This is a genomic window from Catellatospora sp. KI3, from assembly GCF_029948125.1.
Classification (GTDB): Bacteria; Actinomycetota; Actinomycetes; order Mycobacteriales; family Micromonosporaceae; genus Catellatospora.
This window is the reverse complement of sequence record NZ_JASAMB010000009.1, coordinates 269,413-296,356: the sequence shown is the minus strand read 5'-3', so window position 1 is coordinate 296,356 and position 26,944 is coordinate 269,413. Positions and strand designations below refer to the sequence as shown.

Here is a 26,944-nt window from a genome sequence, read left to right as displayed (position 1 = left end):
GCAACCCCGACCACAATCGACACCTTGACGCCCAGACCACGGCGCTAAGTCAAAGGCGTTGTCTTTGACCCCGGAGGGCGATCAACAGCAGCGGACGGCCCGATTTCTGACCCCAGGCGGCGATCACGAGCCGGACTGAGACCCGGTTTCCGACCGCTGACGCCGATCATGGCGCGCTGGGCGCTCGGCCAGCCGGTGTGGCGGGTAGCATCCGGGCGGCCGCAGACGAAGGAGGTCATGGTGGAGAACGGATTCGACGGGCCGTCCCCGGCCGCCGCGGTGTGGGAGTTCCATCGCGCGTTCGGGCTGCCCCGGCACGTGGTGCCGACGCCGCCGTCACCGGAGCTGGCCCGGCACCGGCTCGACCTGATCCGCGAGGAGGCCGAGGAGGTCGACGAGGCGATCGCCGCCGGCGACCTCGTACACACCGCCTGGGAGATGGCCGACCTGGTCTACGTCCTCTACGGCACCGCCGCCACCTTCGGCATCGACCTCGACGCGGTCATCGCCGAGGTCCACCGCGCCAACATGTCCAAACTCGACGAGCACGGGCAGCCGGTGTACCGCGCCGACGGCAAGATCCTCAAGGGCCCGACCTACCAGGCCCCGGACGTCGCCGCCGTGCTGCGTCGGCAGGCCGACCGCGCGACGGAGGCCACCACCCGCTGAGGGTTGGATAAGAAGGGGCCCCTTCCTCACCTCGGGGCGGTGAGGGAGAAAGTGAGCAGGGGGCCGTCGCGGTCGACGAGGGTGGCGGCGGTCAGGGCGCCGTCGGTGAGCAGGCGGCGGAAGGTCCGCAGCGCCGGTTGGTTGGTGGCCAGGACGTACACGAGCACGGCGGGCAGCCCCGCGCCGACCGCGTGGCCGACCAGGCGGCGGGCCAGTGCCGTGCCCAAGCCCCGGCGCTGCCAGGCGTCCTCGACCAAGATCGCCAGCTCGGCAGGGCCGGAGGCGGCGGCGACGAGTTGGGCCGCGGCCACGATCCGCCCGTCGTCGATGCCGCCGGTCGCGACGGCGACCGAGGTGTGCCCGTTGGCCAGCAGCAGCGCGAGCCTGGCGCGGGGCGGGGCACCGGCTCCGCTGAGGTAGCGGCGGTAGAGGCTGTCGGCCGAGCAGCGCCCGTGCATGGCGGCGATCCCGTCGAGGTCGTGCTCGGTGGCGGTGCGCAGCTGCGGGGCGGCCGGTGGCGCCCACCCTCCTATGTCGAGCATCATAGTCGGATCCTGCGCTATGATGACCGTCATAGTCAAGCGCGTACCGCTGAGACCCGCACGACGGTGACAGCCGCGAGAAGGTGGGGGGAACATGCCCGGCGACAGCTCGGAGCGCAGCCCGGACCGGGGCGACAGCCGCGAGAAGATGGTCAGGGCGGCGGCCCGCCTGCTCGCCGAGCGCGGCTACGCCGCCACGTCGTTCCAGGACGTCATCGCCCGCTCCGGCGCGCCGCGCGGGTCGATCTACCACCACTTCCCCGGCGGCAAGGAGCAGCTGGCCGCCGAAGCCCTGCGCTGGTATGCCGAACGCACCCGCTTCCAGATCCCCGACGGTGCCGACCCGTCCCTGACCGCCGTGGCCGGATACTTCGCCGCGACCGCCGCCTGGCTGCGCAAGACCGAGTTCCGGGGCGGCTGCCCGTTCGCCGGGGTCGCCCTCGACGTCACGCCCGAGGACGCGCTGCACGCCCTGGTCGCGGAGACCTTCGCCGACTGGCGCCGGGTGCTCGAACACGCCTTCCACGCCGAGGGCTGCCCCGCCCCGACCGCCCGCGCCCTGGCCACCCTCGTCATCGCCGGAGCCGAGGGCGGGCTGCTGCTGGCCCGTACCGAGCGCGACACCGCCCCGCTCGACGACGTCGCCGCCCAGGTCATGGCGCATCTGCGCAGCACGCTCGCCGTCCACCGGCCCACCCCGGCGCCGATCTCGGCATCCGATCGGTAGCGTGCACACCCGTGCTCAAGCAGCGACTGTTCATCGCGGTCTACCCGCCCCCGGCCGCCGTCGCCGACCTCGCCGCCGTCGCGTCGCAGCTCGCGTTCAGCCGGCCGCACCCCGACGGCCTGTCCCTGCGCCCGGTGCCGCCCTGGCAATGGCACATCACGCTGGCCTTCCTCGGCGAGATCACGCCCGCCCAGGCCGCCGCGGCGTGCACCGCGATGACGGAGGCCGCGCAGCGGCCCGCGCCCGTGCTGTCGCTGGGCGGAGGCGGCCGGTTCGACAACGGCCGCGCCTCGGCGGTCTGGGCCGGGGTGCACGGCGACCTCGCCGGGCTGCACGAGCTGGCCGAGCGGCTGCGGCGGGGGCTCGACGCGGCCGAGGTCCCGTACGACCCCAGGCCCTACCAGCCGCACCTGACCCTGGCCCGGCCCGGCGAGCGCCTCGAACCCGACGAGCTGCGCGAGGTCCTAGACCAGCTCGACGCGTACGCGGGACCGGCCTGGCCCGCCCACCGCGTCGTGCTGATGCGCAGCGACCACCCGGTCAGCCACGACTACAGCGAGGTGTTCGCGGCCGCGCTGGCGTGACTCAGCAGGGCGGCCGCGGGCCGTCGGCCGCGCCCGGATCCCGCTCGGGCCGACGCTCCAGCCCGGAGCCGCCGACCTCCGGATACTCCCAGGCCCGCGCGGCACCGACCGTCGTCAGCAGGAACGGCCTGCCGCCGTCGTCGACGGTCAGCGTGCCCTCGCCCGCGGCCGAGGAGTAGTCCACCTCCAGGACCCACTCGATCTCGTCCTCGGTGGACTTCAGCTCGACGTCGACGACCTCCTCGTCGGCGGCGCTGACGGTGAACGCGGGCGCCTCGACCGGGCCTTCGCCCGCCAGCCACTGGGCGCGAACCGTCCCGCCGTCCGCGTCGACCCGCAGATGCTGCGGCACCACCGCCGCCCCGCAGCCCAGCCAGGTGTTGAACCAGCCGGCGCGCGGCGGCGTCCGCTTGAGCACCTTGACCCGGATCGACTCCAGATGCACCAGCGTGGTGTCGCGGCCCCGGAGCACGAACCGCACCTCGTCCTCGTCGGCGGCCACGCCGCCGTGCGCGGCGGCCCACCGTACGAACTCGGCCTTGTCCAGCGCCTCCAGTGCCGTCTGCGGCACCCCGGCCGGGTCGACGCCGTCCGGGAAGACGAAGTTCGGCGAGCTGGTGTGCGCGTGCACCACGGTCACCGCGACCGGCGGGGGCGGCGGGTCGATCGCCTCGCCCAGACGGTCGAGCAGTTTCGGCACGTAGTACGACCCGATCGCGCCGAACACCCCGAACGCGGTGAGCGCCGCCACCCCGCGCAGCCACCATCTGCGCACCCTGCTGGGCTGCGGCGGCGGGGGCACCGGATGCTGCCCGCGGACCGGGGCGGGCCGGGGCAGCGGGCCTTCGGAGGGGTCTACCGGCAGCGAGGGCTGGATCACCCACCGAATGATAGGGCGCCGGTCCGACCAGGACGGTCGGCCGGTCGTCCCAGCGTGGTGTCAGCTGGCCGACTGCTCACCAGGCCCACGCCTCCGGTCCGGGGCCGCCGTTGCCGACGGGCGGGAAGATCTCGTCCAGGCGCGCCAGCACGTCGTCGCCGAGCCGGGTCTCCAGCGCCGCGAGCGGCAGGCCCAGCTGCTCCGGCGTACGCGGCCCGAGCACCGGAGCGGTCACGCCGGGCCGGGACAGCAGCCAGGCCACGGCCACCGTGGTGGGGGCCAGCTCCAGGTCGGCGCAGAGCTGCTCGTACCGCTCCAGGGCGGCCCGGTGCGGCTCGACCCGGTCGGCGGCGTGCTGCACGCTGCGTCCGCTCTCCCCGGCCCGCTGCTTGCGCAGCGCTCCCGACAGCGCGCCGAAGTGCAGCGGCGAGTACGGCAGCAGTCCGATGCCGTGTGCGATCGCCGACGGCAGCACCTCCAGCTCGACATGCCGCGTGAGCAGGTTGTACTTCGCCTGCTCCGACACCAGCCCCAGCAGGTGCCAGCGTGCCGCCGCCGCCTGCGCCGCCGCCAGGTGCCAGCCGGCGAAGTTCGACGACCCGACGTAGCGCACCTTGCCCTGGGTGACCAGGGTCTGCATCGCCTGCCAGATCTCCTCCCACGGCGTGTCCCGCTGCACGTGGTGCAGCTGGAGCAGGTCGATCCAGTCGGTGCGCAGGCGCCGCAGCGACGCCTCGCAGGAGGCGATGATGTGCCGGGCCGACAGGCCGCCGTCGTTGGGCCAGTCGCTCATCGGCGCGTACACCTTCGTGGCCAGGACGACCCTGTCGCGCTGCCCGGTGCGGTCGAACCAGCTGCCGATGAAGCGCTCGCTCATGCCGTCGCCGCGCTCGCTGCCGTACATGTTGGCGGTGTCGACGAAGTTGACGCCGTCGGCCAGCGCCCGGTCGAGGATCGCGTGGCTGGCCGCCTCGTCGATCTGCCAGGCGAAGTTCATGGTGCCCAGGCACAGGCGGCTGACGCGCAGGCCGGTGCGGCCCAGGTGGGTGTACTCCATGCCGGTGACCGTAGGAGCCCGCAGCGGCTGGCCCCCAGCCGTTCGACTGTGCTCGAATACCAGCGTGATCGAGATCGAGTTCGGGGCCGCCGACCTGGTCGACGTGCGGTTCGCGCACTCGCCGATGGCGGAGGTGGTCACCAGCACCATGGTGCTGACCCGGCGCACCGGCCACTGGCTGTACGCGTCCTGGCACGACCGGACCGCGCCGCTGTTCCACGGCCCCGGGCTGGCCGTGCTGCGCGCCGTGGTGTCCGGCCCCTGCTACATCCCCGACTTCCTCACCCCGGTCCTGCCCACGGCCCGGCCGTCGCTGGACGACGAACTGGCCGCCGTCGCCGCCACGCCGCCGGACCGGGTGGCGTTCGAGGTCGCCGCCGCCTGGGCCGGGCACCCGGCGCCGCCGGAAGCCGCCCGCTTCGGCACGGACCCGGCCGCCGCGCTGGCCGAGCTGACCGCGCAGGTGCGGCGCTACTTCGCCCAGGCCATCGCGCCGGTATGGCCGAGGCTGCGCGCCACCGTCGAAGCCGACCTCGCCCACCGCACCCGGCACGCCGCCGACCACGGCCCGCGCTCGCTGCTGTCGGGCCTGCACCCGCAGCTGGACTGGGACGGATCAGCTTTGCTGCTGGCCAGCGCCAAGTCGCGCCAGTGGACGCTGGACGGCCACCGCCTGGCCCTGCTGCCCACCGGGTTCGCCGGATCCGTACTGCACACCATGACCGAGGCCGTACACGGCCGCGCACTCTGGTACGCCCCGCGCGGCTACGGCAGCCTCTGGGACGCCGAGGTTCCCGAGCCGCCGCAGGCGCTGGCCGCGCTGCTCGGCCCGACCCGGGCCGCCGTGCTGGCGGCGCTGGCCGTCCCCGCGAGCACGGGCGAGATCGCCACCGCGCTCGGCCTGGCCCCGGCCACCGCGTCCCACCACCTGACCACGCTGCGCGACGCGGGCCTGGTCACCGCCGAGCGCGCCGGGCGCAGACTGCGCTACCGGCGCACCCCGGTCGGTGAACACCTCAGTTGATCCGCGCTACTGCGCCGCACCGCCTGCGGCAGTGCCAGGGTCAGAGTTGCGCCGGCCACCACAGCTGTACGCCTGAGTCGGATCCCTCCCGGCCCACCCGCATGAGCATCTGCCTGACATCGTCCGGTTGCCGATGATCCGCCGTCTCCTGCGCCACCCTCGTGCGCACGACCAGTGACCCGGACCGGCCCGCAAGGGGAACCAGATTCGGTTCAGCGCTGGCCCGCCTCCCCGGCCAGGGCCTGCACGATCTCGGTCACCCGGCGTACGCCGTGGCGCAGCCGCCGGAAGTAGGTGGCCCGGCTGCGCCCCAGCCGCACCGGCTCGCCGATCCCGCCCTGTAGGTAGCGCCAGGTCAGGGCCCGTGCCGCCTCCACGTCCTCGCCCGCGCCCGAGCCGCCCAGGATCTCCACCGCCGCGCGCAGCAGCGCCGCCAGCGCGGCACCCGAACCGGTCACCGGCAGCGCCGACAGCGGGCTGGCGGCCAGTCGGCCCGGCCGGTGCAGGTCGCCCAGCGCCTGCCGGACGTGCCGCTCCCAGTCGAAGCCCGCGCCCTGGCCGCCGGCGCCGAGCCGGCCGAGCCAGGACGGCAGCTGCTCCACCGCGAAGTCCTGCAGGTAGATCCGGTTCATCCGGCCGCACCGGTACACGTCGTGCCGGGTGTCGCCCTGGTGGCTCATCCCGAGCTGCTCGCACAGCCGCTGGTACGGCAGCCACGGCGTCGACACCAGCACCCGCTGCGACATCATGCCGATCGCCAGCGTGTGCCGCAGGATGGCGGCGTGCACGGCCGGGTCCTCGTCGCCGCTGACCGCCAGCCCCACGAGCACACCCGCCGTGCCGTCCGGGTCGGCTCGCAGCGTGTCGGTGTGCTGCTGCAGCAGCAGCTCCAGCGCGGGCGTGGCCGACTCGCGCAGCGGCAGCACATTGGACAGGCCGACCGCCTCCCCGTCGGCGTCGACGGCCAGGTAGAATCCGGTCGGCTGGCACGCCCACCAGGTCTCCAGCATCCGCCCGCAGGCTTTGGCGTCGAGGTGGCCGCGGCGCGCCCACAACCGGGTCAGCCGGACGATGTCGGCCTCGTCGCCGGGCTCGGCGGGCCGGATGCGCACCCTGGGCTCGGCGGCCGGGAACAGGGTCTCGCGGATCACCGGGTCGTCGACCAGCGCCAGCGACGGGCCGACGATGGCCACCTGCTCGCGGCGGTCGCGGCGGGCCGCCGCCTGCCGCATCCGGTGCTGCACGCCCCCGGCCAGCAGCGACTGCCTGGCCAGCGGGCGGCGCCAGCGCGCCCCGAGGTCCAGCAGCGTCCGGTACGGCTCGCGCAGCACGAGTCCGAGCTCGTCGCGGCGTACCACGCTCAGCTCGCCCAGCAGGTCGAACTCGGCCGGGCCGAGGCTGGTGAGCCGGGTCAGCATCTCCTCGTCGGCGCTGCCCAGCGTGGCCAGGGCGGACAGCGCCCCGTCCACCGCCTCCGCCCCCTCCCGCGCCAGCCGCCGCAGCACCTCCCGGGCCGCGGGAGCCGCCAGCGCCCCGCGGGCGTCGGCGGGAACTCCGCTGAGCAGCGAGTGCGCCAGCTGTACGGCGATCAGCGGCAGCCCGCCGGACAGCGAGGCCACGGCCCGCAGCTCGGCGGGCTGGCGCAGCCCGGCCTCGCGGGCCAGCGACTCGATCGCCCCGGCACGCCACGGGTCCAGCCGCACGGTGACCGGCGGGGCGAGGTCCTGCCACCGCGGCCAGGCGGAGACCGGGCGGCGGCTCACCGCGATCCAGCGGTCGCCTGCCTGGTGGTCACGCAGCCGGTCGGCCAGCCGGCCGACGGCGGCGGCGTCGTCCACGTCGTCGACGACCCGGGCGGCGCCCAGGTCCAGCCCGGCGAGCGCGCGGGTCTTGCCGACGCCGAGCGGCCCGACCACGTTGATCAATGGGTGGTCGGTGTCCCGCAGGGCGGCGAGCACCGCCGCCCGCACCGCCACCTGGCTGTCCAACGCTTGCATCGCGCATTTATAGCCAGGCCGATCGATGGTGTCAACGCCACCTGAGCTGCGCGTTGAGACTGCGGTGAGACTGTCGACGGACGACCGGCGTCGATGGTCCGATGTGGCGGCACAACCACCGATCATCCGTTCCAGGAGGCACTCCATGCGCGTACGCAACGCCCTCGCCCGCGGTCTGGGCCTGGTCGCCCTCGCCGCCGGCACCCTCGTCGGGGTGGCCGCCGCCCCGGCCGCCGCGGCCCCCGACTGCATCGTGATCAAGAACATCGAGTACTACAGCGGCGCCATCTACGCCGACGCCGACTGGTTCTGCTACTCCACCGGGCAGAGCACCCCGTGGCCGGTCGCGATCCAGCGGCAGGACGCCGCCGGCAACTGGGTCACCCTGGCCAGCGGCACGGGGTCGGCGACGTACGCCTGCGTCGGCACCGCGACCAAGACCTACCGCACCGGCTCGACGGTCAAGGACCGCAGCGTCACCGCCGCCTGCGGCTGACCCAAACCAACCCGAACCACCCAGATAACCCCACATGTTTCATAGACGCTGGCCTATCCGGTGGACGATTTTCCAAGATTCGCCCTCTGGATAGGCCAGTGTCGATGTGGAGCACCACGGCGCCGGCACGGCACGGACAGGCGCCACGGCGCCGGCACGGCACGGACACCGGACGGCGCCACGGCACCGGCACGGGAACCGGCTCGCACTCCGGGACCCGCTGGCCGGGTGGCCACCCTGGCCGAACGGCACCGCCAGACGCATCCACCCGGCTAGCGTGGACTGGTGACCAGCTCTCGACGGACGGGGGACCGATCATGAGCGGGCCGAGTGTTCAGACGCTGCGCGACCAGGTCAAGGGGCAGTTGGTCACCCCCGACGACGAGGGGTACGACCAGGCGCGCGCCGTGTACAACGCGATGATCGACCGGCGCCCGGCGGTGGTGGTCCGCTGCACCGGCGTCGACGACGTACGGGCGGCCGTGGACTACGCCCGCGAGAACGGGCTCGACCTGGCGGTGCGCGGCGGCGGCCACAGCGTGCCCGGCTTCGGCACGGTCGACGGCGGCGTCGTGGCCGACCTGTCCGGGATGCGCGCCGTGACCGTCGACCCGGGCCGGGGCACCGCGCGTGCCGAAGGCGGTGCCACCTGGGGCGACTTCAACGCCGCCACCGGCGCGTACGGACTGGCGACCACCGGCGGCATCATCTCGACCACCGGCGTGGGCGGGCTGACCCTGGGCGGCGGCATCGGCTACCTGGCCCGAGCGATGGGCCTGTCCTGCGACAACCTGGTCTCGGCCGAGGTGGTGCTGGCCGACGGCCAGATCGTCACCGCCGACGCGAACCAGCACGCGGACCTGTTCTGGGCGCTGCGCGGCGGCGGCGGCAACTTCGGCGCGGTGACCGCGTTCGAGTTCCGGCTCGGCCCCGTGGCCGAGATCTACGGCGGGCCGATGTTCTTCGAGCTGAGCGACGCCCGCGAACTGCTGCGCTTCTTCCGCGACTTCATCGCCGACGCGCCCGAGCAGTACGGCGGCTTCCCGGCGTTCCAGATCGCGCCGCCGCTGCCGTTCATCCCCGAGAACCGGCACGGCGAGCCGTTCCTGGCGGTGGTCAGCTGCTGGACCGGGGACCACGCCGAGGGTGAGCGGGTCATCGACCGGATCCGGGCGGTGGCGCCGCCGGTGGCGCAGATGGTCGGGCCGATGCCGTACACGGCGCTGAACTCGGCGTTCGACGCCCTGGTCCCGCCCGGCCTGCAGCACTACTGGAAGGCGAACTTCGTCAGCGAGCTCACCGACGACATCATCGACGCCCATCTGCGCTTCGGCCCGAAGGTCCCGGTGGTCAACTCGACCGTGCACATCTACCCGATCAACGGGGCGTGCCACCGGGTCGCGCCTGACGCGACCGCCTTCGCCTACCGCGAGGCGAAGTTCGCCACGGTCATCGCGGGCATGTGGCCCGACCCGGCCGACAACCAGGCCAACACCGCGTGGGTACGGGACTACTACGCGGCCACCGCACCGCTGTCGGAGGAGGGCGGCTACGTCAACTTCATGGCCGGCGACGACCAGGACCGGGTGAAGGCGAACTACGGTGGCAACTACGCGCGGCTGGTCGAGGTGAAGCGCGCCTACGACCCGGAGAACCTGTTCCACCTCAACCAGAACATCCGACCCTGACCGGGGTCGGCTGGCCGACAGCTGGTATCTGACGGCCGCCCCGCCTCCTCTGACAGTCGATGCCGCGTACGCGGCAGGCAGGCGCTGTCAGAGGAGGCAGTCTTGTACCCCATGCTCACCACCAACGTGCTGCGGCCGTTGTGGAACCTGGCCCGCCGCGGCCGCCCCATCCCCGCCCGCTGGTACTCCACGAAGACCACCCGGATGCCGTACCGCCGGGTCAAGGCGGTGATGGTGAGCCGCCTTCCCCTGGCCGTGACCACCCCCGACCAGGCCACCGCCCAGGCGAACCGGATCTTCACGGCGCTCAGGGAGGGCAACGCGCTCGAGCGCGACGCCGAGACCCTGGTCTTCGTGCTGCTGCCGGAGTTCGGGCTGAACCGTGGCCTGCACCCGCACGCGCCGGGCTACGACCCGGAGGACGGCAGCGACTGGTCGGCCCTGTGCCCGGTGCGCAAGGCGACCTACGACGCGTTCTGCCAGGCGGTACGCGACCAGATGCTCGCCCTGCCGCCCGGCATCGTGCTGGCCTCCGGCGGCACCGCCGTCGACAGCGGGGAGGAGCTGCCCGACGGCAAGCGGAAGGGCTGGAACACCGGCTTCGTGATGGAGTCCGGCAAGGACGCGCAGGCCATCGCGTACGCGAAGATCAACCACGAGCTCAACGACGGCTGGGACCGGGACGTCTTCGTGCCCGGACTGCCCGACCCGCAGACCGGCATGCTGCTGCACAAGATCGGTGCGGTCACCACGTTCACCCTGACGTGCTACGACATGACGCGGGCGAAGCTGCCTCCGTTGTCGCAGGTGGACGCCATCCTGGCAGGCACGAAGGGGGCGCCGGACTGGCAGGGCAAGCTGCTGGACCAGGGCCTGCGCAAGGGCTCGCTGGTGCTGGTCAACGAGCTGACCGAGGTGCCGCAGTACGGCGGGCTGGCCACCGGGCCGCAGGGCTTCTTCAAGGCCGACGACCTGCCGAACTACCCGAAGTTCCAGCAGTTCTACGAGGTGGCCCAGCTCGCCGGGCTCGGCGACGCGGCCGTGCGGGCGTACTCGTACCTGTTCGACGTCGCCCGCGACGACCTGCTCGGCAAGCACCTGGGCTTCGCCAAGCAGCCGATGGTCACCACGAAGCACACCGCCGAGCGGGAGGGCACACTCTCCATCCGGATCAGCGCCCCGATCGAACTGGGGAACATCCAGGGCGACTGGGTGGACGCCGAAGACGCCGAGAAGGAGTGACCCGGCGACGGACTCCGCAATGGTGGTGACCGGCTCGTCGTCGGCGAGCCGGTCACCACCGCGGTCATCCGGGCCAGCGGGGAGCCGTCGCCCACCGTCCGCGTCGGCGAGCATGCGCGCGAAGAACTCGTCTGGCCGCAAAGCCATGATCCGCGGACTAGCCAGGACACCGCGCGGGCGTCGTCCTGCCGCAGCGACGGCACTCGGCCCCGAAGTTCTCACCGCCGCCGTATGGGCGGCTGCTCGTCATGACTGTCGAAGATCGATCGAGTTGCCGGGCAGTCGGGCACCCGACGGGTGTTCATACGCCCGATTGCCCGGCAACTCTGCGCGATCATGGGGGTTGGGGGGCCGGTGGGAGTTCGGCGTACTCCCACCGGCCCGGCTGGGTCAGCCGATGAGTTCCCATTCGGCGAGCTGGGTCTCCGCGGCACCGTGGTTGGCGGTGATCTGGAGGCGGTAGCGCTGGTACGCCGTGGGGCTACCGACGACGAAGGCCCGGGTCTGGCGCCGGTCCGCGAAGTCGACGTTCGTGCGGGTGTCCACGGTGGTCCAGGTGACTCCGTCGTTGGAGCCCTGCAGGGTCCAGTTCTTCGGATCCCGGCCGGGGATGTCGTTGGCGGAGGTCAGGGTGTACTGCTTGACCGCCACCGCCGAGCCGGAGAACTGGTACGTCAGCGTCGCGGTGTTGGCGAAGGCCAGCCACTTCGTCAGCGACGTGTCGTCGACGAGCTGGTTGCGGCCCTCGCCGGTGCCGTTCTCGGCGCTGACGGTGATGGTGCCGCCGGTGGCCCGGTCGGGCATCCGCACCGGCGCGCTGGCCCCGGTGGTGATGGAGGCCGGGATGTCGCCCGCCCCGGTGCCCCAGCTGGACGGGTTGGGGCCCATCACGAAGGACAGCGTGCCGCCCGCGAGCAGGTCGGCGTGGGTGATGAAGTTCTTCGTGTACGCGGCGCCGTTGAGCGTGGCGCTCTGGATGTAGCGGTTGGTGTCGCTGACCCCGGGGGCGTTGACGGTGAACGTCCGGCCGTTCTCCAGCGTGATGGTGGCCTTGGGGTGCAGCGGCGCGCCGATCGTGTAGTCGGTGCTGGCCATGCGGGCCGGGTAGAAGCCCAGGGCGCTGAAGACGTACCAGGCTGACATCTGGCCGTTGTCCTCGTCGCCGAGGTAGCCGTTGCCGGTGGCGGTGCCGGGGCCGTAGAGCTGGGTGAGCACCTGGCGCACCCGGTTCTGCGTCTTGGCCGGGGTGCCGGCGTAGTTGTACATGTAGATCATGTGGTGGATGGGCTCGTTGGCGTGGGCGTACTGGCCGAGGTTGGCGTCGTAGGCCTCGCGCATCTCGTGGATGACGCCGCCGTAGCAGCCGACCAGGTAGTCGCGCGGCGCCGCGAACACCGCGTCGATCTTGGCGGAGAGCTGGGCGCGGCCGCCGTACAGGTTGGCCATGCCCTGCGGGTCCTGCGGGGCCGGGGTGGCGTAGTGCCAGGGTGCGCCCTCGGTGAAGTCGCAGCCCCACTCGTTGGGCTTGAAGTTGGCGTCGGTGGTGCGCCAGGCGCCGCTGGTCTGCTTGCCGCGGAAGAAGCCGACCGACGGCGACCACAGGTTGGCGTAGTCCAGGGCCCGGTTGCGGAAGTAGGCCGCGTCCTCGGTCTTGCCCAGGGCCTGGCCCAGCTGCGCGATGCCGAAGTCGTTGACCGCGTCCTCCAGCGTCCACGAGGCCGCCTCACCGCGCAGGTCGGTCGGGACGTACCCCTTGAAGGTGCTGACCTCGATGCCGTTGCGGCCGTTGGCGTTGGCGCTGGTGTAGACGGTCGCGTTCTTCACCGCCGAGGCGTAGGCGGCGTCGTAGTCGAAGTTGCGGACGCCCTTGATGTACGCGTCGGCGAAGGCCAGGTCCTGGTTGCTGCCGACCATCGCGCCGACGTTCCACGGCCCGGACCAGCGCGGCGTCCAGCCGCTCTGCTTGTAAGCGTTGACGAACCCGTCCAGCATCTCCCCCGACCTGGTCGGGGTGAGCAGCGTGTACAGCGGCCACGCGGCGCGGGAGGTGTCCCAGAAGCCGTTGTTGACGTACATCTGCCCGTCGTGGATCACGTTGTCGTACGGGCTGTGGTGGCGCCGCACCCCGCCGACCAGCTCCGAGCGGTTGTTCGGGTACATGTACGCCCGGTACAGGTTCGAGTAGAACGTGATCAGCTGGTCGTTGGTGGCGCCTTCGAGGGCCACCGAGCCGAGCGTGCTGTCCCACAGCGCGGCGGCCTCGTCGCGTACCGTGTCGAAGCTCTTGGCCCCGATCTCCTGCGACAGGTTGCTCTGCGCCTGCGCGACGCTCATGAACGAGGTCGCCATGCGCAGCGTGACCTTCTCACCGGCGCTGGTGGCGAACCGGATCCACCTGGTCACGCCCTGGCCGGTGACGGTGCCCGTGGTGGCGATGGCCTTGTCGACGGTGGCGTAGACGTACATCTTCTGGCCGCGGTGGGTGATGTCACCGGAGATCACCCGGTTGGCGGTGTCGACGTTGAGGGTGCCGGTGCCGCTGTCGATGGTGTCGAACAGGATCACCGACTCGGCCGCGGACGGGAAGGTGAAGCGCAGCGCGGCGGCGTGGTCGGTCGGCGCCATCTCGACCGTGATGCCGTACGTGTCCAGCTGCGTCTTGTAGTAGTGCGCCCGCGCGACCTCGTTGGCGTGGCTGTAGGTCGACTTGCGCGCGTCCGGCGTCGACTTGACCGCGCCGGTCATCGGCATGACCTGCAGCTGCGCGTAGTCGCCGATCCACGGGCTGGGCTCGTGGCTGACGCCGAAGCCCTGCACGGTGGTGTCGGCCCACTCGTACAGCCAGTTGTCGCTGTTGCCCTTGGTGAACGGGGTCCAGAAGTTGAACCCGTGCGGCACGGTCGCGCCGGGGAAGGTGTTGCCGCGAGAGTAGGAGGCGCCCTGGTTGTTGGTGCCGCGCCGGGTTTCGACGTAGTCCGACAGGCGGCCGCCCGCGTTGGCGGCGAGCTGGATGTCGTCGAAGTAGCCGCGGAAGGTGCCGGTGTTGAGCGGTTGGTCGTAGCCGATCAGGATCTGGTCGATCGTCTTGCCCGCGACGTTGGCGCCGATGTTGCTGGTGACGAAGTTCCAGGTGTCGAAGCTCAGCACCGAGCCGCCGCCCTGGAACGTCGGGTGCACCCGCACGCCGTGCTGGTCGACGGCGCCGGAGTCGCGCAGGTGCGTCCCGTCGGTGAACAGCAGGTCCACCGCGACGTCCAGGTGCCCGCCGGACTGCGGGAACACCCAGTAGGACAGGGTCGTGGTCGGCGACACCGACACGTCGACGTCGAAGATCCGCTGGTACGAGTACGACGACGTGGTGCTCAGGTCGTTGCCCGAGTACATCAGCGACGCCGTGCCCGTGTGCCCCCGCTCGGTGCGGGTGCCGCTCTCCATCGCGGTCAGCGCGCAGCAGTAGCCGCCGATGTTCGCGCTGGTCTCGCTGGTGTTCGTCCAGGTCGGCTGGGTGTCACCGGCCTCGAAGCCGGAGCTGAAGCCGGTGGCGGCCGCCGAGGCCGCGGTGGGGACGCCGACCGCGTACCCCACCGCCAACGCGACGATCCCGAGCCATACCTGTCTACGCCGGAGTCCGGACATGGTTCACCTGCCCGATCATGAGAAGTCCGTGAACGCGAGTGATCTTGCACGCGCGTATGCTGCATCGAGATTGAACGTTATTGACATCGATGTCAACATCTGAAATAACTCCAAAACGGACCGACGTTCGCTCCGATGCGGATCGGGTCGGATGACGGGCCGATGACCAGCGTGTTACGTGCCCGTCCCCCGAAACCGGAGCCCAGATGACCGCCCGCCCGAGAGCGCTCGCCGCCAGAGCCGTCGCCGCCCTGGCCGCCTGCCTGCTCGCCACCGCCCTGATCCCCGCGACCGCGGCCCAGGCCGCCCCGGACTTCCCGACCAACGAGGCGGGCAACCCGTTCGCCGACGGCTGGTACGCCGACCCCGACATCGCCGTCTACAACAACACCTACTGGGTCTTCCCGACCACGTCGAAGAGCTACCCCGAGCAGACCTACCTCGACGCGTTCGCCTCCACCGACCTGGTCAACTGGACGAAGTACCCCAACGTGCTGACCAAGGCCAACGTCTCCTGGGCGTCGTACGCGATGTGGGCGCCCGCGCCGATCGCCCGCAACGGCAGGTACTACCTGTACTTCGCCGCCAACGACATCCAGAACAACTCCGCCCTCGGCGGCATCGGCGTGGCCGTGGCCAACCAGCCGCAGGGCCCGTACAGCGACGCGCTCGGGCGGCCCCTGATCGGCCAGTTCTACAACGGCGCCCAGCCCATCGACCAGGACGTGTTCATCGACGACGACGGCCAGGCGTACATCTACTACGGCGGCTGGGGCCACGCCAACGTGGCCAAGCTCAACGCCGACATGACCAGCCTCGGCACGTTCAGCGACGGCTCCACGTTCAAGGAGATCACCCCGTCGGGGTACGTCGAGGGCTCGCAGATGTTCAAGCGCAACGGCAGGTACTACCTGATGTGGTCCGAGGGCGGCTGGACCGGCCCGGACTACTCCGTGTCGTACGCCATGTCGAACTCGCCGACCGGCCCGTTCACCAAACTGGACAAGGTGCTGGCGCAGGACGCGGCCGTGGCCAAGGGCTCCGGGCACAACTCGGTGGTCAACGTGCCCGGCACCGACATCTGGTACATCTTCTACCACCGCAGGCCGCTGGCCGAGTCCGACGGCAACCACCGCCAGCTCGCCTACGACCGCATGTACTTCAACGCCGACGGCACCATCCCGCGCATCCGGATGGGCGTGAAGGACAACTTCGCCGACGGCAACGCGCTGGGCTGGAAGACCTACGGCGGCTCGTGGTCGGTCAGCGGCGGCCGCTACCTCGCGGGCAGCTCGCTGGGCGGCAAGGCGCTGCTGGACACCAACTTCGGCGACTTCACCTACGACGCCGACGTCACCGTCACCTCCGGCGGCGGCGACGCGGGCCTGCTGTTCCGGACCAGCTCACCCGCCGTCGGCACCGACAGCTACAACGGCTACTACGCCGGCATCAGCCCGGCGGGCCGGGTCGTGCTCGGGCGGGCCGCCAACAACTGGACCCAGCTCGCCGCCACCGCCCTGACGGTCACCGTCGGCACGACATACCACCTGCGGGTCACGGCCGTGGGCACGTCCATCAAGGTGTACGTCGACGACCTGGCCACCCCGAAGATCAGCGCCACCGACGCGACCTTCGCCTCCGGCGGTGACGGCGTACGCGTCTTCAACGCCGCCGCCGCCTTCGACAACGTCTCCGTCGGCCCGGCCACCGGCGCGGGCACCAACCTGGCCCTCAACCGCCCGGCCACCGGAACCGCGGCCTGCGCCGCGTCGGAGGGCCCGGAGAAGGCCGTCAACGGCACCGTGAACGGCGGCAACTCCGACAAGTTCTGCTCCTCGGTGTCCGGGGCCTGGCTGCGCGTCGACCTGGGCAGCACCCGGGCCGTCACCCGGTTCGAGGTCGCGCACGCGCAGGCCGGGGGCGAGTCGGCGGCGCTGAACACCAAGGCGTTCACCATCTCGGTCTCCAACGACGGCACCACCTGGACCCAGGCCGTCAACGTCACCGCCAACACCGCCGCGACCTCGGTCCACCCGGTCGCGGTCTCCGGCCGGTACGTCCGCCTCAGCATCGGCGCCGGCACCCAGGGTGCCGAGGTCGCCGCGCGCATCTACGAGCTGCGCGTCTTCGGCTGACGCGCGACGCGGGACCGGCGCGGCCGCCACCGCGCCGGTCCCGCCGTCACAGGTCCACCCAGTACCGGCGGATCGGACCGAGACCGCCGTCCCAGACATCACCGAAGACGCCCCCGTTGCGCTCGATGGTCCGGGCCGAGGCGGCGTTGTCCACCGCGCACACCAGCAGCGCCCGCTCGACGCCGAGCGCCCTGGCCCGCGTGAGCATCTCGCCCAGCGCCCACGACGCCAGCCCGCGCCGCCGCGCCGACGGGCGGATCCCGTACCCGATCCAGCCGCGCAGCGGGTCGAACCGGTGCCGCAGCGCGATCCCGCCGAGCACCCGGCCGTCCTCGACGATCCACCGCGCCGAGGCATGCCGCTCCGGCGGGCACGGTTCACCCGGCGCGTGGTCCAGCCGGTTCCGCTCCCCCACCCACCTCGCGAAGCCCTCCGCCGAGTCCACATCGTCCTGCGGCCCCAGGCCGAAGCCGTCCTCATGCGGCCCAGGCCCCCACTCGTCCCGGCACTCCAGGAACGCGGCGTGCAGCCGGGTCGTCGGCGCGATCAGTTCAGCCATGCGGGCCAAGCTAGCGACGCCCCCACCCCGGCGCGACCCCCGCACCGCCGCCCCGATTCGCCCCCAGAAAGCGACTGAACCCCTAGAAACCAAATCCATTCACGGGGGTACGAGCCCGGCTGAAGCACCCGCCCACAACCGCATCGCAAGCCCCGGCGCGGTCATTCCGACGCGCCGCACCGCTCGCCGCCAAGAGCATCGCAGTGACCTGCGCCACATTCTCCGGCGGCCTCCGAAACCGCAGGTGAAACGCTAGGCTCGCTGCCATGAGTGTGGACGTCGAGGTCTTGCAGGATGCCGACGACGAAGCCGTCGAGGCCTTCGAACGGCTGCTGCCGCAGCTTTCTCGCTCGGCCCGGCCGCTCGACCTCGCCGCGCTGGCGACGCTGGTGGCGTGGCAGGGCAACCGCCTGCTGATCGCCCGGGTCGACGGCCGGATCGTCGGGGCGCTCACCCTCGTCATGTTCCCGATCCCGACCGGGGTGCGGGCCTGGATCGAGGACGTGGTCGTCGACGAGGCCGCCCGCGGCGCGGGCGTCGGCGCGGCCCTCACCCGCGAAGCGATCCGGCTGGCGCGGGCCGCCGGGGCCGGGACCGTGGACCTGACATCGAGGCCGTCGCGCGAGGCGGCCAACCGCCTGTACATGCGCATGGGCTTCCAACTTCGCGAAACCAACGTCTACCGGCTGGCCGCCGACTGACCGTCCACCGACAGGTCGGCAACCGGCCCTACCGTCCGGTCCGCGGACTGGCCGTCTACCGACGGGTCGGCAGCGACCCGCTCAAGAGTCGGTGACCACGACGCGTACCGGGCCGACTCGCAGCACCCCGTCGTCCAGCGGGGTGCACCGCACGCCGCCCCGCCCGCGCAGCGCCCGCCAGGCACCGGGACCGATCACGGCATCCATCCACGCGCACGGATTGGCGGCCCGGTTCACCCGCAGCCGCACCGGACCGTCGCCCGAGTCCAGCGACAGCACCGACCCGACCAGGCCGTCCACCTCGACGCCCGCGAGCAGGATGTTCCGGCGTACCTGCGCCAGCCCCGCCCCGGGCGGCAGCGACTCCCGCGCGATCACGGTCACGCTCGCGTCGAGGTGCGCCTTCCCGCCGAAGTACCGGTCCCCGACGATCCCCAGCCCCTCCCGGATCCGCACCGACCCGACCAGTTCGCCCGGCGGGGCAGGTGCCGGGCCGTCACCGGGGCGCCCCTGATACCGCCGCAGCGGCGAAGCCAGCAGCTCGACGATCTCCGCCACCCCCCGATCTTACGATCGCGCCACGCTCCCCCAGCTCGTACTCGCCCCGCCCGGCCGCGCACCGGTGCGTGAGTGCAGTTTCGGGGAAAGTGCACGAATCTTTGCCCTTATTCGTGCACTTTCCCCGAAACTGCACACAAGTCCCCGGCCGAAGCGGCCATGATCGCTCTCTCCGGTCACTTTCCCTGCATCGCTGCGATCGGTGCTCCGCGCTTACGGCGATGATCGCCGCCAGCGGTCGTTTCCTACAGCCACAGTCATGCCGCCTCCGGCCATGATCGCCACTAGCGGTCGTTCTCCTGCGATCGGCCCGGCCGAGGGAACCGGATCGTGACCACAGACGGAGATCACCGAACGAGATCGCCGTCTGTGGTCAGGAGACGTACTCTGGCCGCGCTTTACGACCGCTAACGGTGATCTCGGCGGCGCAGGGTCGCCTGGTGACCGCTGCGTCGGGTTCGCGGCAGTCGGCCCGGGTGGTCGGCGGGTGTGAGAGCATCGAGCGCGTGACGACACCGCGCCTCGGTCCGGTCCGCCGCGTCGCCGTGCTGGCTGACGTACACGGAAACGTTCCCGCGCTACTGGCGGTGCTCGACGACGTGCACGCCGCCGGCGCCGACCTGATCGTCTTTCCGGGCGATCTCACCTGGGGCCCCGAGCCGCAGACCACGCTCGATCTGATCCTGGAACTCGGGTCGAAGGCGGTGTGCGTGCGCGGCAACGCCGACCGCGCGGTGGTGGAGCTGGCCCGCGGCGAGCGGGAGCACACCAGGCCCCGCGACCCGTGGATGCCCGCCCAGCACACGCCGGAGGCGGTGGAGTTCCTCGCCGCGCTACCGCTGAACGTGGTCATCGACATTGAGGGGCTGGGCGCGGTGCGCTTCTGCCACGGCTCGCCGCGCGACGACACGGAGTGTGTGACCCCGCAGACCAGCACGGAGCGGTTCGCCGAGCTGTCGGAGGGCGTCGACGAGCAGGTGATCGTCACGGGCCACACCCACCTGCAGTTCGATCGGCTGATCGCCGGGCGGCGCAGCGTCAACCCCGGCAGCGTCGGCCTGCCCTACCACCTCGGCATGCCCGGCACGGCGTACTGGGCACTGCTCGGGCCGGACGTGCGGCTGCGGGAGACTCGCTACGACGTGCAGGAGGCCGTGGACCGGTGCCGGATGACCGGCGACCCCAGCGGCGACGCGATCGTCGGTCTGCTACTCAACCCCCCGACTCCGGACGAGATCATCGCCGACGCCGAGACTAGGGTGTTCGCCGACTGACCGCACCCTGCGCAGCAGCGGAGACGGTCACGATGCTCAGGCTGGTCGCACACGTCGGTCAAGGGACGGGGAACGCCAAGATCTTCGCCGCCATCTCGTGTCGGCGGCTGTCCTTCGACATCGGCGTTCCCTGGGCCGCAGATCTGAGCATCGCCTGCTCGGGCCTGGTGAATCGATCCCAGAAACGATGGGCCAGGCGCAGCGCCTCGTACTGCTCGGTGCGGGTGGCGGACCTGGCTATCCCCTCAGCCAATGAAGCCGCATCTGCCAGGGACGGGTCGCCGGCCATCAGCCCGAGCACCATGACCCGCATGACCGGTGTCCCATTGGCGAACAGCGCACGGATCTCCCCTGCGTCGAACTTCTCGCGCTCCGAGATCGTGGCCGCGCGGCGGAGCAGCACGTCCTGCACGTAGGTGCGGGCGTTGGTGTACGTGGGATCCGGTAGCGCCTCCCGCAGCACCCCGTACGCCTCCGCGAGTCGTGCGAGTTCGCTACGGTCGATGATCGCCGCCATCTTCGGCGCTCCCTGCTGGGCCACATCACGGGACAGGCCGAATTCGAAGCCTGAGCCGCTGACGGACACGCGCTCAAGCCGATCGATCACGAAGGGGGCGATGATCAGCAGCATCCCGGCGAGGACCAGGACGCTGCCTGCCGTTCCGCTCTCGCTCGTGACGGCTTTCCATACCCCTGAACCGAGCGCCAGCACACCGGGAACGCCGAGCATCCATCGCCGCATCCGAGAATGGTATGCGGCGACGGATCCTCGACCCAGCGCAGGACTTCGACCGTACGTCTGCCGCAGGTTCGGCCTGCTGAAGTCCTGTCGTACTGGGCAGGCGTCGGCCGCAGGAGTTCAGGCGGCGACTGGTTGGCGGTCGTTCACCCAGGCGGGCAGTGGGGTGTCCGGGGTCGCGGTGTGGGTGGCGACGGTCTGGCCGGTCTGCTCGTCGACCAGGGCCAGGCGCACCGAGGCGGGTTCGTAGCGCAGCCGGGGTACGGCGTAGACGGCCGAGACGGTGTGCTCGCCGTGGCGGGCGGTGAACAGCAGCAGCCGCCACTCCTCCTCGTCCCAGTGTTCGCGCAGGTCGGAGGTGAGCAGCCCGGCGGTGTCGTGCCAGACGGGGCTGCGGTGCAGCTGCTCGACGGTGGAGGCGAGCGGGATGTCGAAGCCGCCCGCGGGCAGCGGGCTGGTGAGGCGTACCCGGAGCTGGCGCAGCTGGTCGAGCCAGTGCCGGTCCAGTTCGGCCGACAGCGCGAGCACCGCGGCCGCCTCGGCGAGCAGCAGGGCTGCGGCCGGGACGGGGTGGTCGGCCAGCGCGGCGGGCCAGCCGGTGGCGGCGGTCGCGGCGAGCACGCTCGCGGCGACGAGCAGGGCCGCGCGGGCGAAGGCCCGCCATCTGACGGGGGTACGGGCGGCCGACATGCACCCGCACGACGACTCGGGCGCGGCGATCCGCGCGTACCCCAGGTAGGCGACGAAACCGGTGGTCAGCGCCGCTGACGCGTAGCCGGACAGCGGGCGGGCCGCCGGGACCAGCAGCGCGACCGCGACGGCGGCCTCGACCGCGCCGACCGCCCGGTACGCGGGCAGCGCCCGGGCCTCGCCGACCAGCTGGGCCAGGGCCGAGCGCCGGGCGGCGGCCTCGGCCAGCGGGTGGGCCAGTTTGAGCCGGGCCGACCACAGCAGCACGGCCGCGAGCAGCAGCGGCTGCAGCGCGGGGATCCACGGGTGCATGACTCCTCCTCGGGGGTGGGGGCGGGCGCCGTACGACGCCCGCCCCGGTGCTCAGTGGCTGTGCGTTCCGGCGTACACGGTGGCGATCTGGACCTCGTTGGTGTCGGGCACCCAGGCGCCGATGACCTGGACGTGCCGGCCGACCTTGAGCATCGACATGTCGGTCACGGCCGGGGTGTTGTTGTAGCTGACGGCCGAGCGGCCGGGCACGACGTGGCCGACGATGCGCTTGCCCTTGTGGTCGAGGTGGAGCTGGTTCTTGCCGATGGCGACGATGTGGGCCTGCAGGTTGACGATGTTGATCCAGACCGCGTCGGCGGCCAGGGTGCCGTCGTCCATGCGCAGCCCGCGGGCGTAGAGGCCGTCGCCGACGGCGGCGGCGTCGATGCCGGTCGGGATCAGCTTCCAGACGCTGGTGGCGTTGGTGATGCGGATGCGGTGCAGGGCGGTGTCGGAGCCGGTGACGTACAGCATCCCGGCGGCGATGCCGGTGATGCGGCCCTCGGCGAAGTTGGGGTCGGGGGCGCCGGCGTCGATGGTCTGCGGGGCGGCGAACGCGGCCTCGGGGGCGAGCGAGCCGAGTGCGCTCGCGGCGACGAGGCCGGCCCCGCCGACGACGGCGGAGGTGAGCAGGCGGCGGCGGTCCAGGGTGTTGTCGGTCATGTCGATGCCTCCCGTCAGGCCGTGATCGTGCAGGGCTGCAGGCCGGAGGACAGGCTCGCGATGAGGCTGTACGCGGCGGGGGTCAGGTCGATGACCCGGTTGGTGCCGCAGACGCCGCCGCAGCAGGCGCGCTCGCCGCAGAAGAGGTCGGTCTGCGGGCCGCAGTCGGCGATCGAGGTGGTGACGGACTTGCCGTTGCACCGGTTGGTGGTGGTGTGCTGGAAGCCGCAGCCGCGCCGGGACATGCCGCTGATGCCGCAGCGGTCGGGGCGGGTGATGGAGAAGCACGCGTCCGAGGTGTTCGGCCAGGCGTGCTGGCGGTTGCCGGAGTTGCAGGTGCCGCAGGCGCCGTGTCCGACTGTGGCGCACGGTCCCCATGAACTGCCACAGCAGAACCAGGACATTTCCCCGGTCAAAGCTGCCATGTGAACGCCTCCTTCAAGGTGTGGGTTACCTCTTCGGGTCGGCGATGGGCCCATCGACGATGGCTGACATCCTGCGAGCAAAAGGACACATGCGTCAATACATACACTGGAATTTTTCGATGAAATATCGGGCACTGCCTGCATGTTTGTCTTCGGGCAGGGTGGAGCACCCGGCGCCGCCGCACCGGCGCCGGGTGAGCTGACCACGGGTCAGCAGAACCAGCCGTCCTGCACCCACCCGTTCCGGTTGACGTGGCCGTAGGCGAAGCCGTAGATGTAGCCGCCGCTGCGCGGACCCTTCACCGTGAACGTCTCACCCTGGTAGAGGGTGCCCATCCAGGCGCCGAGGGGTTCGGTGCGCACGAACAGCGACTGGGCGCAGACGGTCTCGCGCACCCCGATCCGGCCGTTGGCGGCCAGCGCCGGGGCGGGCACGGCGGTCGCCACGGCCGCGGCGAGCGCGGCGGCCAGCGCCACGCGACGCAGGGTCACCATGAGTTGTACCCTCCGATGCACTCGATCCGCATGTAGCCCCAGTCGTTGGGGCCGAAGTCGAACGTGGCGGCCCAGCCGTTGTAGACGGGGTGGGCGCCGGGCGTGTGCCCGATCTTGTCGCCGTAGCCGAGGACCCGCTTGAGGCCGTACGGGCCGCGGGCGGAGTCGTAGTTGTCGTAGAAGCTGGCGCTCTGGCAGATGTTGATCGCGTGGGTGGGCACCACGACCGCCTGTGCGGCGGCGCTGGAGGCGGTGACCAGCCCGGCCGCGAGCAGGCATGCCGCCCCGGCCTTGAGCAGTCTGCGCATCGGTTGCCTTTCGGGGGGAGCGGCGGCCCGACGGGGAGGTGGCCGGGCCGCCGCGGTGGGGGGCAGGTGAAAATTCTTGCCGTTATTTCACCACCACTGGTTGGTTTCTTTCAACAGTTGTTTCGCACATGTCGATGAAATGCCATGGTGGCGCGCCCCATCTCCGGTCCGCCCACGGTGTGTCGCAGCTGGCTGTGCCGTGGATGGAGGGACGCGTACGGTGACCGCACCCATCACGGAAAGGAGTCGGTCATGTTTCGACGTGCCCGGATCACGATCTGCCTCATCACGGCGCTTTCCGTCGTTTTCGGACTGCAGGCGCCTGCAAGCGCGGCGACGCCGTACACGGTGGCGCCGGTGAGCGGGGTGCTGAAGCCGTACAACATCTCCGCCGTCTACGTCGCCGGGGTCTCCTCCGGCGGCTACATGGCCACCCAGCTGCACGTGGCGTACTCGGGCCGGATCAAGGGCGCCGCGATCTTCGCCGCCGGGCCCTACTACTGCGCCCATAACAACGCCAACCAGGCGCTCTACGCCTGCGGCGACGACATCTGGTCCGATCAGCTGCCCACCCTGGAGGCCGACGCGTCGCTGTGGTCGGGCTACGGCTGGGTCGACCCGATCGGCAACCTGTCCGGCGACCCGGTCTACGTGTTCCACGGCAGCAGCGACACGACCGTCAAGAAGTCGGTCAACGACGACCTGGTCAAGTTCTACCAGCACTTCGGCGCCAGCGTGCAGTACGACTCGGGCACCTCGGCCGGGCACGCCTGGGTCACGCCGTACGGCACCGGCGGGTGCTCGGTCACCGCCGGCCCGTTCCTGAACGACTGCGGCATCGACCCGCAGCAGGCACTGCTGGGCAAGCTGCTCGGCTCGGTCAGCGCCCGCAACACCGGCCCGCTGGGCGGCAGCCTGATCCGGTTCGACCAGAGCGCCTTCGCCACCAACGGCTGGGCGCCCGGCCTGAGCATGGGCACGAACGGGTTCGCGTACGTGCCGAGCGCGTGCGCGGCCGGGCAGGCGTGCAGGCTGCTGGTCGCCCTGCACGGGTGCAGCCAGGGGTACGACAAGGTCGGCACCGCCTTCGTCGACCGCGCCAACCTGAACCAGTACGCCGACACCAACCGCCTCGTCGTGCTCTACCCGCAGGCCACCGCCTCCGGCGTGAACCCGTACGGCTGCTGGGACTGGTGGGGCTACCTCGGCTACACCAGCTACCCCATCCACGGCGGCCCGCAGCTCGAAACGATCATGAACATGGTGCGCCGCCTCGACGGCTGATTCCGCCGTTCGCCCCCGGTTCGGCGCTCGCCCGCGCTGAACTGGGGGTATGGGCGAACTCCGGATCGGCACCGCGTCGTGGACCGACCCGACGCTGCTCGCCTCCGACTGGTACCCGCAGACCGCGAACACGCCCGAAACCCGGCTGCGCTACTACGCGACGAAGTTCGACCTGGTCGAGGTCGACGCCACCTACTACGCCCCGCCCGCCGAGGCGACGGCGAAATCGTGGGCCGAGCGCACCCCGGCCGGGTTCACCTTCAACATCAAGGCGTTCAGCCTGCTCACCGGCCACCCGACCAAGGTGTCGGCGCTGCCGAAGGAGCTGCGGCCCGATACCGACAAGAAGAACATCTACCCGGACGCGCTGGACCCGCAGGCGTACGAGGACGTCTGGTCGCGGTTCCTGGCCGCGCTCGAACCGCTGCACGCCGCCGGCAAGCTCGGCCTGATCCTGTTCCAGTTCCCGCCCTGGTTCACCATCCGGCGCGACAACAAGCAGTACCTGACCGAGGTCGCCCGCCGCTGCGCGCCGCTGCGAGTCGCGGTCGAGCTGCGCAACCACACCTGGTTCGACGGCGACAACACCGCCGAGACGCTGGAGTTCCTGCGCAGGCACGAGCTGCCCTACGTGTGCGTGGACATGCCGCAGGGGCACAGCTCCTCGGTGCCGCCGGTGGTCGCCGCGACCGCCGACGTCGCCGCGATCCGCTTCCACGGGCACAGCGACAAGTGGACCAGCAAGGACATCCACGAGAAGTTCGGCTACCTGTACTCCGAGCGGGAGCTGCGCGACTGGGCTCCCAAGCTGCGCGGGCTGGCCGGCGAGGCCGGGCAGACGCACATCCTCATGAACAACTGCTACTCCGACTACGCCCAGCGCAACGCCGCGCAGCTGCGGCAGCTGCTCGGCTTGGACTGACGCCGAGCTGCCGATTCGGGACACGGCGGGGCGGTCGCGGCGGTAGACAGAGCAGGTGGAGTACGACCCGCGCCACCGCGCCCTGCTGCGGCTGCTGGAGCTGACCCACCTGGCCCGGGGTGACGACGTGGCCGGGTGCGTCAGCGAGGCGCTCGCCCCGCTCGACGCGGCCGCCACCTGCTACCTCGTGGACGAGGAGCAGCAGCACCTGCACCCGCTGCCGGGCGGCAGCCTGCCCGCCACCGGGCCGCTCGCCGTGGACGGCACCGTCGCCGGACGAGCTTTCACGCTGGTACGGGCGCAGCCGGGCGACGGCACCCGGCTGTGGCTGCCGCTGGTCGACGGCACCGAGCGGCTCGGCGTGGTCGAGTTCGGCTGGGGCTCGCACGCGGCCGACCCGGCCACCCTGCCCGACTGGGCGCAGGAGTTCGTGAACCTGACCGGCCACCTGATCGCGGTGAAGCTGCCGTACGGCGACACGCTGCACCAGACCCGGCGCACCCGCCCCATGACCGTCGCCGCGGAGCTGCTGCTGGGCATGCTGCCGCCCCGGACGTTCACCTGCGACCGGCTGGTCGTCAGCAGCCTGCTGCAGCCCAGCTACGACGTCGGCGGCGACGGCTTCGACTACGCGCTGGACGGGCCGACCGCCCGCTTCCACGTGCTCGACGCGATGGGCCGGGGCCTCAAGGCCGCCGTGATGGCCGTGACCGCGCTGGCCGCCATCCGGTCGGCCCGCCGGGACGGGCACGGGCTGCACACCATGGCCCGCGCCGCCGACGAGGCACTGCGCGAGCAGTTCGGCCAGTCCGGCTTCGCCACCGCCGTGCTGGCCGAACTCGACCTCGACACCGGCCGCCTGCACTACCTCAACGCCGGCCACCCACCGCCGCTGCTGCTGCGCGGCCAGCACGCGGTACGCGAACTCGACGCCGGCCGCCGCCTCCCGCTCGGCATCGACAGCGACATCCCGCACCTGGGCTCCGAGCAGCTCGAACCCGGCGACCGCCTGCTGCTGTACACCGACGGCGTGATCGAGGCCCGCGACCCCGACGGCGACCTGTTCGGCGTCGAACGCCTCACCGACCACGCCGAGCAGGCCGCCCAGGCCCAGCTCCCCGCCCCCGAAACCCTGCGCATCCTGTCCCGCCGCGTCCTCGACTTCCAGCACGGCCCCGCCCGCGACGACGCCACCCTCCTCCTCGTCGACTGGCTCCCCACCCCCACCACCCGCCCCCTCCCCTGACCCCACCCACCTTCGGGTTGATCATGAACCTATGGCACGGCTCGACGGCGTGTCGCGGGCACGGCTTCCTGATCAACCAGCCTTGGGCGGG

General features: G+C 71.7%; 25 protein-coding genes and 1 pseudogene. 13 read left to right on the top strand and 13 right to left on the bottom strand.

The annotated features are described in order from the left end of the window. Positions 1–240 precede the first annotated feature (240 nt). Entirely contained in the window at positions 241–669 is a 429-nt protein-coding gene (locus tag QEZ54_RS17435; protein WP_281305673.1) for a MazG nucleotide pyrophosphohydrolase domain-containing protein, read from the top strand. Positions 670–695: 26 nt separating this feature from the next. On the opposite strand, the gene QEZ54_RS17430 is transcribed toward QEZ54_RS17435, so the two are convergent. Then, positions 696–1,214 carry a GNAT family N-acetyltransferase gene (locus QEZ54_RS17430; RefSeq protein WP_281305672.1) on the bottom strand — a complete coding sequence of 173 codons (519 nt, stop codon included), beginning with the start codon at positions 1,212–1,214 and terminating at the stop codon, positions 696–698. Positions 1,215–1,305: 91 nt separating this feature from the next. On the opposite strand from QEZ54_RS17430, the gene QEZ54_RS17425 reads away from it, so the two are divergent. Both QEZ54_RS17425 and thpR read left to right on the top strand, forming a co-directional pair. After that, positions 1,306–1,938 (top strand): TetR/AcrR family transcriptional regulator, encoded by a 633-nt coding sequence (locus tag QEZ54_RS17425; protein WP_281305671.1) that lies wholly within the window; start codon positions 1,306–1,308, stop codon positions 1,936–1,938. 11 nt (positions 1,939–1,949) lie between these two features. Further along, positions 1,950–2,522: an RNA 2',3'-cyclic phosphodiesterase gene (gene thpR, locus QEZ54_RS17420; RefSeq protein ID WP_281305670.1), complete on the top strand. Its 573-nt coding sequence runs from the start codon at positions 1,950–1,952 to the stop codon at positions 2,520–2,522. A gap of 1 nt (position 2,523) precedes the next feature. Here the strand turns inward: thpR and QEZ54_RS17415 are convergent, their stop codons facing one another. Continuing rightward, positions 2,524–3,402, bottom strand: a complete 879-nt coding sequence (locus QEZ54_RS17415; RefSeq protein ID WP_281305669.1) for a hypothetical protein — start codon at positions 3,400–3,402, stop codon at positions 2,524–2,526. Between the two features lie 76 nt (positions 3,403–3,478). Then, positions 3,479–4,459, bottom strand: coding sequence for an aldo/keto reductase (locus tag QEZ54_RS17410; RefSeq protein WP_281305668.1), 981 nt, complete (start codon positions 4,457–4,459; stop codon positions 3,479–3,481). 64 nt (positions 4,460–4,523) lie between these two features. On the opposite strand from QEZ54_RS17410, the gene QEZ54_RS17405 reads away from it, so the two are divergent. After that, complete coding sequence (locus QEZ54_RS17405) at positions 4,524–5,483, top strand: helix-turn-helix domain-containing protein (RefSeq protein ID WP_281305667.1); 960 nt, start codon at positions 4,524–4,526, stop codon at positions 5,481–5,483. A 212-nt stretch (positions 5,484–5,695) separates the two neighbouring features. Here the strand turns inward: QEZ54_RS17405 and QEZ54_RS17400 are convergent, their stop codons facing one another. Beyond that, entirely contained in the window at positions 5,696–7,480 is a 1,785-nt protein-coding gene (locus tag QEZ54_RS17400; protein ID WP_281305666.1) for a hypothetical protein, read from the bottom strand. A 145-nt stretch (positions 7,481–7,625) separates the two neighbouring features. Between QEZ54_RS17400 and QEZ54_RS17395 the strand changes: the two genes are divergently transcribed. The 3 genes from QEZ54_RS17395 to QEZ54_RS17385 all read left to right on the top strand — a co-directional run bounded on the left by QEZ54_RS17395 (position 7,626) and on the right by QEZ54_RS17385 (position 10,906). Further along, the gene (locus tag QEZ54_RS17395; protein WP_281305665.1) at positions 7,626–7,976 is read left to right on the top strand and encodes a hypothetical protein; all 351 of its coding nucleotides are present in this window, start codon (positions 7,626–7,628) and stop codon (positions 7,974–7,976) included. 317 nt (positions 7,977–8,293) lie between these two features. Next, positions 8,294–9,664 carry an FAD-binding oxidoreductase gene (locus tag QEZ54_RS17390; RefSeq protein WP_281305664.1) on the top strand — a complete coding sequence of 457 codons (1,371 nt, stop codon included), beginning with the start codon at positions 8,294–8,296 and terminating at the stop codon, positions 9,662–9,664. A gap of 102 nt (positions 9,665–9,766) precedes the next feature. Beyond that, entirely contained in the window at positions 9,767–10,906 is a 1,140-nt protein-coding gene (locus tag QEZ54_RS17385) for a hypothetical protein (RefSeq protein WP_281305663.1), read from the top strand. Between the two features lie 390 nt (positions 10,907–11,296). Here QEZ54_RS17385 and QEZ54_RS17380 read toward each other — a convergent pair whose 3' ends face one another. Continuing rightward, positions 11,297–14,542: a GH92 family glycosyl hydrolase gene (locus QEZ54_RS17380; RefSeq protein WP_281305662.1), complete on the bottom strand. Its 3,246-nt coding sequence runs from the start codon at positions 14,540–14,542 to the stop codon at positions 11,297–11,299. Between the two features lie 344 nt (positions 14,543–14,886). Between QEZ54_RS17380 and QEZ54_RS17375 the strand changes: the two are divergent. Further along, positions 14,887–16,677, top strand: a pseudogene (locus QEZ54_RS17375) (family 43 glycosylhydrolase); the annotation flags it as partial. Between the two features lie 46 nt (positions 16,678–16,723). Here QEZ54_RS17375 and QEZ54_RS17370 read toward each other — a convergent pair. Further along, positions 16,724–17,236 carry a GNAT family N-acetyltransferase gene (locus QEZ54_RS17370; protein ID WP_281305660.1) on the bottom strand — a complete coding sequence of 171 codons (513 nt, stop codon included), beginning with the start codon at positions 17,234–17,236 and terminating at the stop codon, positions 16,724–16,726. Between the two features lie 266 nt (positions 17,237–17,502). On the opposite strand from QEZ54_RS17370, the gene QEZ54_RS17365 reads away from it, so the two are divergent. Further along, positions 17,503–17,937, top strand: a complete 435-nt coding sequence (locus QEZ54_RS17365; RefSeq protein ID WP_281305659.1) for a GNAT family N-acetyltransferase — start codon at positions 17,503–17,505, stop codon at positions 17,935–17,937. A gap of 81 nt (positions 17,938–18,018) precedes the next feature. On the opposite strand, the gene QEZ54_RS17360 is transcribed toward QEZ54_RS17365, so the two are convergent. Continuing rightward, the gene (locus QEZ54_RS17360) at positions 18,019–18,495 is read right to left on the bottom strand and encodes a molybdenum cofactor biosysynthesis protein (protein WP_281305658.1); all 477 of its coding nucleotides are present in this window, start codon (positions 18,493–18,495) and stop codon (positions 18,019–18,021) included. Positions 18,496–19,001: 506 nt separating this feature from the next. Here QEZ54_RS17360 and QEZ54_RS17355 point away from each other — a divergent pair. Continuing rightward, entirely contained in the window at positions 19,002–19,769 is a 768-nt protein-coding gene (locus QEZ54_RS17355; RefSeq protein ID WP_281305657.1) for a metallophosphoesterase family protein, read from the top strand. Positions 19,770–19,827: 58 nt separating this feature from the next. Here QEZ54_RS17355 and QEZ54_RS17350 read toward each other — a convergent pair whose 3' ends face one another. From QEZ54_RS17350 to QEZ54_RS17325, 6 genes are all read right to left on the bottom strand, one after another. Beyond that, a complete protein-coding gene (locus QEZ54_RS17350; RefSeq protein WP_281305656.1) occupies positions 19,828–20,511 on the bottom strand; it encodes a hypothetical protein in 684 nt (227 codons plus the stop codon). 117 nt (positions 20,512–20,628) lie between these two features. Continuing rightward, positions 20,629–21,510, bottom strand: a complete 882-nt coding sequence (locus tag QEZ54_RS17345; protein ID WP_281305655.1) for a MauE/DoxX family redox-associated membrane protein — start codon at positions 21,508–21,510, stop codon at positions 20,629–20,631. A gap of 51 nt (positions 21,511–21,561) precedes the next feature. After that, complete coding sequence (locus QEZ54_RS17340; protein ID WP_281305654.1) at positions 21,562–22,173, bottom strand: cell wall protein; 612 nt, start codon at positions 22,171–22,173, stop codon at positions 21,562–21,564. A gap of 14 nt (positions 22,174–22,187) precedes the next feature. Continuing rightward, positions 22,188–22,598, bottom strand: coding sequence for a hypothetical protein (locus QEZ54_RS17335; RefSeq protein ID WP_281305653.1), 411 nt, complete (start codon positions 22,596–22,598; stop codon positions 22,188–22,190). Between the two features lie 210 nt (positions 22,599–22,808). Further along, on the bottom strand, positions 22,809–23,093 hold the full coding sequence (locus tag QEZ54_RS17330) for a hypothetical protein (RefSeq protein ID WP_281305652.1): 285 nt from the start codon (positions 23,091–23,093) through the stop codon (positions 22,809–22,811). Next, the gene (locus tag QEZ54_RS17325; protein WP_281305651.1) at positions 23,087–23,401 is read right to left on the bottom strand and encodes a hypothetical protein; all 315 of its coding nucleotides are present in this window, start codon (positions 23,399–23,401) and stop codon (positions 23,087–23,089) included. The genes QEZ54_RS17330 and QEZ54_RS17325 overlap by 7 nt, the downstream gene beginning before the upstream one ends. A 357-nt stretch (positions 23,402–23,758) precedes the next feature. Here QEZ54_RS17325 and QEZ54_RS17320 point away from each other — a divergent pair, with 357 nt between their 5' ends. Genes QEZ54_RS17320 through QEZ54_RS17310 form a run of 3 tightly spaced genes read left to right on the top strand, consistent with a single transcriptional unit; the run spans position 23,759 to position 26,853 of the window. Further along, the gene (locus QEZ54_RS17320) at positions 23,759–24,685 is read left to right on the top strand and encodes a PHB depolymerase family esterase (protein ID WP_281305650.1); all 927 of its coding nucleotides are present in this window, start codon (positions 23,759–23,761) and stop codon (positions 24,683–24,685) included. 49 nt (positions 24,686–24,734) lie between these two features. Next, positions 24,735–25,607, top strand: a complete 873-nt coding sequence (locus QEZ54_RS17315) for a DUF72 domain-containing protein (RefSeq protein WP_281305649.1) — start codon at positions 24,735–24,737, stop codon at positions 25,605–25,607. A 55-nt stretch (positions 25,608–25,662) separates the two neighbouring features. Continuing rightward, positions 25,663–26,853 carry a PP2C family protein-serine/threonine phosphatase gene (locus tag QEZ54_RS17310; RefSeq protein ID WP_281305648.1) on the top strand — a complete coding sequence of 397 codons (1,191 nt, stop codon included), beginning with the start codon at positions 25,663–25,665 and terminating at the stop codon, positions 26,851–26,853. The last annotated feature ends 91 nt before the right edge of the window (positions 26,854–26,944 follow it).